This is a genomic window from Micromonospora sp. NPDC005161 (genome assembly GCF_053599855.1).
The window spans coordinates 83376-89808 of the sequence record NZ_JBSFYQ010000032.1 but is presented as its reverse complement, the minus strand read 5'-3'; the positions used below and the strand labels follow the sequence as shown (position 1 = coordinate 89808).

Genomic DNA, 6433 nt, shown 5'->3' with positions numbered 1-6433 from the left:
GGACAGCCCTGTCATCCGACGATCCGTCATGATCGCAGCACCAACCATGGCACGATCATCGATGCTCAAGCATCTACAACCGTGCACGAGGTCGTTAGATGAACGCGAGAGGTATCCGGGTGCTCCGGACGTGACCGGCAGGTGAAAGTTCACCGGGAGCGACCTGGGTCACAACAAACGAATCCGCTCGGGCGCCGCACACTGTGCTGAGCGCAGTGCGGAGGGAAAGCCCGTCCCTCATGCCTCATGCGCACGGCGGCGGCCGCGAACCGCCGGATCACCAGCGGGTACGGATGTGCCAGCGGGTGCGGTACACCGGTTGCCCCCAGTGTGGGATGAAGGCGACCGCCATCATTCCAACGGTCATGACAGCGGCGACCAGGATCGGTGGCAGCCCCCCCGCCATCGGCGCCGCCAGCGACAGGACTACCACGCCGAGCGGCAGCCGCCACAGCATCGCCCGGAACACCACCAGCGCGTACACGGTGCGGCCGGTGAGGAACACCAGCGGACCGGCGACCACGATGGCCAGCTCCGTGGGGCTGGTCTCCCCGACGGGGTCTCTGGCGACTATGTCACCACCGGCGGCGACCAACACCACACCGGCGACCATGACCAGATGCGCGTACGCCGCGACCAGCGCGATCCGGCCGGGACTGTTGGCCATGTCGATCCCGGTAGCGAGATAGCCGGCGACGTAGACGATGTAGATCCGCCACATCGTCACCGTCATGACGAAGAGCAGGACCACTCCCGCCGTCTGCAGCGACACGAACGGGGGGTCGCCGTACAGCCGCACTCCGACGAGGATGATCTCACCCAGGGTGACGATGAACATCTGCCGGTAGCGTTCCGCCAGGTGCTCACCGCCCACCCGGAGTTCCTCCGGGCCTGAACGGCCGAGCCGGGGCAGTGGATACCCGAAGAGGCCGACCGCGTAGTCCGTCGTGATCGCCACCGCCCAGAGCACCAGCCGGATCGGGCTGGGCAGGAACGCGCCGACCAGCCACAGCACGCCGGTCAGACAGAACCAGACGAGTACCCGCATGGACCGCTTTCGAAGCGCGTGACCCCGCAGGGCGGTGATGAGGATGAACCCGCGATACAGGTGCAGGCCCACGTACGCCCCAGCGAAGACGATCCCGTTGACCCCCTCGAACGCGCTGCTGATCGCCAGCGACATCAGCAGTCCGCCGAACAGCACGCCGAGGACGATCAACTGGACCAACGGCAGGCTGGGGTCGTACCAGTCGGTGGTGTACGCGGTGACCGTCCAGACCCACCAGATCGCGGCGAGCAGCACCAATGTTTCCAGCGCGTGATTCCAGCCGAGGTCGCCGGACAGCCGCTCGGACAGCCGCATGAGCGCGACGATGAGGCCCAGGTCGAAGAGGAGTTCCAGGTAGGAGATCCGGCGGGGAGTGTCCTGACCGCGCAGAATCCACCCCGACCGCGCCTGCTCCACCGCCCCCGATCCTCCGGACAATCCTGCCCAGACTTCGTATCACGCCGGGGGCAGCAGGATGGGGCATTGCCGCACAACCCAGCCCCTGGCTGAGCCCTAGCGTTCCCAGGCTCGTGGTGCGGTCCAGTGACGGAGCATGGCGACGATGCGGAACAGGAACACGAACACCGCCGCGCAGGTGGCGATGACGGGCATCGGCAGGTCGAGCTGGTGTGCACCAGCAACGATCACCGCACCGGCCGCTGCCGGGATCGAGTAAAGATCCGTGTCAACCTGGACCAGCGCCGGCGTCTCTCGAGCGGTGATGTCACGCAGCACTCCACCGCCGACCGCGGTGGTGATCCCGAGCAACACCGCCTGGATCGAACCGAGGTGGAATTCGAGGGCCTTCAGGGTGCCGGTGACGCAGAACAGCCCCAGTCCTGCGGCGTCGAAGACGAGCACGGTGAAGTTCAGCCGCTGCGCAGGGGGTAGACGAAGAAGGTCACGCCCACAGCGATCAGCGGGATCACCAGATAATTCACGTTCGTGAAGGCGGCCGGCGGAGAGTCCCCTATGATCAGGTCGCGTAGGAGACCGCCACCGAGCGCGGTCAGCATCGCCAGAACCACAATTCCCACGACGTCGAAGCGTTTGTGGATGGCCATCAAAGCTCCGGACGTGGCGAATACGTAGAGACCAACCAACTCAAGGATGTTGACGACCGCGCCTGCTGACATCTCCATAGCATCGCCGCGCCGACCGGGTGCTGGCGCTGCGCGATCGCTGCCTGAGACCGGCAAGGCCGCAGCCCTCGGCCATCGACCCCGGCTTGAGCTCAGCCGGCCACGGTGGCCCGTACCACGTCGAATGGGCCGGCCTCACCGTGCAGGCCGGCCTCCTGCAGTTCGGCGAGCAGGCCGGCCACGGACGTCAGGTGCCACGGATAGTCGACGGCCGTCTTCGACTAGGTGGCGGAGCTGGTCGCCGTGCGACAGGCGGAGTTCTCGGCGTAGCGCAGCACTTCCCCGATGAGTCGCCTGGTGGCCTCCCCGTGCAGCATGTAAACGACATGCCGGCCGCGGCGCTGCCGCCGGATCAGCCGGGCGTCCTTGAGGAACCGCAGATGGTGGGCAATGGCCGTCGAATCCGTGGACATGGCCTCCGCCAACGAGGCCGGCGTGTGCTCGCCGCTCTGCAGCAACACGAGGATGTGCAACCGGCGCTCGTACGCCATGCCACGCAGCACGACGATCGCCCGATCCAGCGTGGCCCCCAGGTCCTCAAGGTGTGCGGTGCTCATGCCTGGACCGCACGGAGCCGGTGACCGCCAGGATCCCGGCTTTGATCAGCCGGGACAGGACCGTGGACAGCGCCAGGACCGCGGTGGCGGTCAGGGTGATGCTCGCGCCGGCGGCGACGTTCCACCGGCTCGACGCGTACAAGCCGCCGAGACCGCTGAGAGCGCCGAACGTGACGGCCAGGGCAGTGATGACGCTCAGCCGGTGGGACCACTGGCGCGCCGCCGCGGCCGGCGCCACGATGAGGGCGAGGGCGAGGATCGTGCCGACGGCCGGGACGATCGTCACGACCACCAGCTGGATGGTGAGCAGCAGCACGACGTCCCAGACACCGGTGGCGAACCCGGCCGCCTGCGCCCCGGTGCGGTCGAAGCCGGTGTGCTGCAGGGGACGGGCGCAGGCCAGCAGGATGGCCGCGACGACGACGAGCGCCACCGCAGTGGTCACCAGGTCCTGCGGGCTGACCGTGAGGATCGATCCGACGAGGCGGCATCGACGCCCCGAAGTGATGATATTACTGCCTGGACACGAACAGAACTGGTAGAAACGGGCGAGCTGATGACGACAAGCAGGGCGGCGGCGCGACCACACCACCTGGCGGTTCCTGCGCACCCAGGCGTCGACCATGCTGGCCTGCGACTTCTTCCACGTGGACTGCACACTCACCCTCCAACGCCTGTACGTGTTCTTCGTCATCGAGGTCGACAGCCGCTACGTGCACATCCTCGGCATCACCACCAACCCCAACGGGCCGTGGACCAACCAGGCGGCCCGTAACCTCCTTATGTTCGGGCGTGGTGACAGCCCGGCTGGTGGTCGGGTTCGGCCCTGGTATCCCCTTCGCGGGCCGGGTGGGCGGGGCCTCTCGTCTGGTCGGGGCGGGTGGGATTGCCGTTACGGCGGGGTGACCATGCGTGGATCTTGTTCCAGGCGAGGATGAGGTCGGTCTGGTGCGGGTGGGTGTCGTCGAGGCGGGTCAGCCGTTTACGGGCGCGGCGCACGAGGCGGGCTGGCGCGTTGAGTAGCACTCGGCGCAGGGTGGCCGGGCTGGCTTAGCGCAGCCCGGACTGTTCGGCCAGCAGCCGCAGCAACGGGGCGCCGACCGCACCGATCAGCCCTGACGCCCCGGTGGTCAGCGTCAGTCCGCGGGCCCAGGCGTTGACGCGTTGTTCGATGCGTCGCTTACGCCGCAATCGTTTGGCACGCGCAGCCTTCATACGCAACCTGGTCGATGTCGTACGCTTCACCTGGCAGGTGCCGCCCTTCTGGAAGATTCTCGATCTAGGCAATCCAGATCATTCCAGGTAGGACGGCACCTCCTTTACGTCAGGGCCGGCAATCAGCCGTCACGCCATCGAGCCCATGAATTCGTGAGGCTGGATGTCGGCGAGCCGTCCGATTCTGCTAACAGAGCGGACGCCCTTTCGCGTCGCCCGACGTGGTCGTCTTACCAGCTCGCCAGACCTCCTTCCGCGCTCCGACACCCGAGGCTCGGATGCGCCGGGTCAGCCCATGTGCTGGTCGTCAGACGTCACGAACGTCCGCAGATGGTCAACCGCCGCAGAGAGCGCGTCCTGAAGGGGGCCGATGTCCCGGGCGACCTGAGCGAGGAGCATGCCACCTTGATACGCCGCGAGGAACATGTCGGCGAGCCGCGCGGGGTCGGCGGACGCGTCGATGCGGCCGAGTTGCCGCATGCGATCGAGCCCGACGCGGAAGATCTCGCGCCACTGCGCGAACACCTCCGCGAGCCGGTCCTGCACGTCGAGATCGGTCTTGACGATCTCGCTCGCGAGCGAGCCGAGGCTGCAGCCGGCCTCGAACGGACGCCCCGAGAGGACGTAGAAGTCCGTCCAGTCCTGGAAGGCCTCGACGGTGTCGAAGCTGGCAAACCGTTCGCTGCGATGGAAGCCGAGGACGCTGTCGGCCTGCCAGTCGATGACCGCCAGGACGAGGCTCTCCTTGGTGGGGAAGTAGTGACTCAGCTGCGATCCACTCACGCCTGCAGCGCGGCGGACGAGCTCGTTGTTGGTTGCGTGGACCCCTTTGCCGTAGATCAACGCCGCCGCGTGCTCCAGTATCCGCTCGCGCGTGGCCTGGCCCTTGGGAGTGAGCTTCTGGGCTGCATCCGCCCCGTTGTTCACCTGCATGTAATCAACATAACACAAACTGGGCTTGAGAGCCCATTCCCGACGATGTTCACTCAAGCGAGTGGACGAAATCGTCCAGTAACGTCACGCGGCGGCCGCGTGTTCCAGTATTCGCTCGCGCGTGGCCTGGCCCTTGGGAGTGAGCTTCTGGGCTGCATCCGCCCCATTGTTCACCTGCATGTAATCTACATAACACAAACTGGGCTTGCGAACCCATTTTTGATGGTGTTCACTCAAGCGAGTGGACGAAATCGTCCAGTAAAGTCACCCGGAGGTTCATCACCATGTCTCGCCTGACCGCTCCCGCGCGCGCCGACATGGACGCGAAGACGCAGGGCGCCCTCGACGCCATCGCGAAGCAGTTCGGCTTCGCGCCCAGCATGTTCACCACGCTCGCCGCGAACCCGACCGTGCTCGAGATCGTGATGGGCCTGCAGGGCAGCATCGCGAAGCTCCTGGACGCGAAGACGCGCCACACGATCGCCCTCGCGGTCTCTCAGTCGAACGGCTGCCACTACTGCCAGGCACTCCACGGTTTCATCTCGTCGAACCTCGGCGGTATGTCGGCGGAGGAGATTGAGCTCGCCCGCACGGGCACGTCCAGCGACCCGAAGCGCGCCGCCGTCGCGAAGTTCGCGCAGCACGTGATCGAGACGCGTGGCCAGGTCAGCGACGAGGACCTCGCAGCGATCCGCGAGGTCGGGTATATCGACCCGGAGATCCAGGCGATCGTCACGATCGTGGTCGTCACCCTGCTCACGAACTACCTCAACAACGTCAGCGACACCGTCGTCGACGTCCCCGGCGCCGACCACCAGTCGGCCTGACTTTCCTCTCCACCCGCCGGTTCAAACGACAGAAAGCACGATGTTGAATCTCGACAAGCTGATCACGAAGCACCTCACCCGCTACTTCGACCCGAGCAAGAGGATCCCGGAGGAGACGTTCCAGCAGCTGCTGCGTTACCTGCACACCTCGCCGACGACGATCAACATCCAGCCGAACCGTTTCCACGTGCTGGAGACGCAGGATGGCAAGGACAAGCTCGCGGACGCACTGGTCGGCCGCTTCGCGGACAACGCGGAGAAGGTGCGCAACGCGTCGCACGCCATCGTCTTCACGACGCGCAAGGACATCCCCGACACGCACCTGCAGGAGATCTTCGAGAAGGAGCGCGCCGACGGGCGCTTCGCCGACCCGGAGATCCAGAAGGGATGGGAGGCGGGCGCCTCCAACTTCGTGGAGATCCAGACGGAGAACTATGGCGGGGACGTGCTCCACTGGCTTGAGAAGAACACCTACCTCGTCGTCGGCGCCACGATGATGGCCGCCGCATCCCTCGGGGTGGACGCGACGCCGATGGAGGGCTTCGACCGCACGACCGTGGACGCGGCCTTCGACCTGACCGACACCGACTACACGACCACGCTGCTTCTGGTGCTCGGCTACCCCGACGAGGCTCGGGTCTCCCGCCAGCCGGTCTCGCGGTTCGACGCGGAGAAGATCTTCACGCACATGTGACGGACGGGGCGGACATC

General features: G+C 66.2%; 9 protein-coding genes and 1 pseudogene. 3 read left to right on the top strand and 7 right to left on the bottom strand.

The window, feature by feature from the left end; genetic code table 11:
- Positions 1-277 precede the first annotated feature (277 nt).
- The 5 genes from ACWD5O_RS26535 to ACWD5O_RS26515 all read right to left on the bottom strand — a co-directional run bounded on the left by ACWD5O_RS26535 (position 278) and on the right by ACWD5O_RS26515 (position 3405).
- Positions 278-1465: a low temperature requirement protein A gene (locus tag ACWD5O_RS26535; RefSeq protein WP_387330504.1), complete on the bottom strand. Its 1188-nt coding sequence runs from the start codon at positions 1463-1465 to the stop codon at positions 278-280.
- 96 nt (positions 1466-1561) lie between these two features.
- Entirely contained in the window at positions 1562-1909 is a 348-nt protein-coding gene (locus tag ACWD5O_RS26530; RefSeq protein ID WP_387330501.1) for a trimeric intracellular cation channel family protein, read from the bottom strand.
- An 8-nt stretch (positions 1910-1917) separates the two neighbouring features.
- Positions 1918-2184: a trimeric intracellular cation channel family protein gene (locus tag ACWD5O_RS26525; RefSeq protein ID WP_387330498.1), complete on the bottom strand. Its 267-nt coding sequence runs from the start codon at positions 2182-2184 to the stop codon at positions 1918-1920.
- A gap of 227 nt (positions 2185-2411) precedes the next feature.
- On the bottom strand, positions 2412-2747 hold the full coding sequence (locus ACWD5O_RS26520; RefSeq protein ID WP_387330495.1) for a metalloregulator ArsR/SmtB family transcription factor: 336 nt from the start codon (positions 2745-2747) through the stop codon (positions 2412-2414).
- Entirely contained in the window at positions 2728-3405 is a 678-nt protein-coding gene (locus ACWD5O_RS26515; RefSeq protein ID WP_450086879.1) for a metal ABC transporter permease, read from the bottom strand. The genes ACWD5O_RS26520 and ACWD5O_RS26515 overlap by 20 nt, the downstream gene beginning before the upstream one ends.
- Between ACWD5O_RS26515 and ACWD5O_RS26510 the strand changes: the two are divergent.
- Positions 3323-3532: pseudogene (locus tag ACWD5O_RS26510) on the top strand (integrase core domain-containing protein); the annotation flags it as partial. The gene ACWD5O_RS26515 and the pseudogene ACWD5O_RS26510 overlap by 83 nt on opposite strands.
- Positions 3533-3797: 265 nt before the next feature.
- Here ACWD5O_RS26510 and ACWD5O_RS26505 read toward each other — a convergent pair.
- On the bottom strand, positions 3798-3962 hold the full coding sequence (locus ACWD5O_RS26505) for a hypothetical protein (RefSeq protein ID WP_354968543.1): 165 nt from the start codon (positions 3960-3962) through the stop codon (positions 3798-3800).
- 288 nt (positions 3963-4250) lie between these two features.
- On the bottom strand, positions 4251-4895 hold the full coding sequence (locus ACWD5O_RS26500; protein ID WP_354968544.1) for a TetR/AcrR family transcriptional regulator: 645 nt from the start codon (positions 4893-4895) through the stop codon (positions 4251-4253).
- A 284-nt stretch (positions 4896-5179) separates the two neighbouring features.
- On the opposite strand from ACWD5O_RS26500, the gene ACWD5O_RS26495 reads away from it, so the two are divergent.
- Positions 5180-5722, top strand: a complete 543-nt coding sequence (locus ACWD5O_RS26495; protein WP_354968545.1) for a carboxymuconolactone decarboxylase family protein — start codon at positions 5180-5182, stop codon at positions 5720-5722.
- Positions 5723-5762: 40 nt separating this feature from the next.
- On the top strand, positions 5763-6416 hold the full coding sequence (locus tag ACWD5O_RS26490) for a nitroreductase family protein (protein ID WP_354968546.1): 654 nt from the start codon (positions 5763-5765) through the stop codon (positions 6414-6416).
- Positions 6417-6433 lie beyond the last annotated feature (17 nt).

Coding starts and splice junctions, on each gene's coding strand:
- ACWD5O_RS26525 (WP_387330498.1), bottom strand. CDS start 2,184: ATGTCAGCAGGCGCGGTCGTCAACATCCTTGAGTTGGTTGGTCTCTAC.
- ACWD5O_RS26505 (WP_354968543.1), bottom strand. CDS start 3,962: ATGAAGGCTGCGCGTGCCAAACGATTGCGGCGTAAGCGACGCATCGAA.
- ACWD5O_RS26495 (WP_354968545.1), top strand. CDS start 5,180: ATGTCTCGCCTGACCGCTCCCGCGCGCGCCGACATGGACGCGAAGACG.
- ACWD5O_RS26520 (WP_387330495.1), bottom strand. CDS start 2,747: ATGAGCACCGCACACCTTGAGGACCTGGGGGCCACGCTGGATCGGGCG.
- ACWD5O_RS26500 (WP_354968544.1), bottom strand. CDS start 4,895: ATGCAGGTGAACAACGGGGCGGATGCAGCCCAGAAGCTCACTCCCAAG.
- ACWD5O_RS26490 (WP_354968546.1), top strand. CDS start 5,763: ATGTTGAATCTCGACAAGCTGATCACGAAGCACCTCACCCGCTACTTC.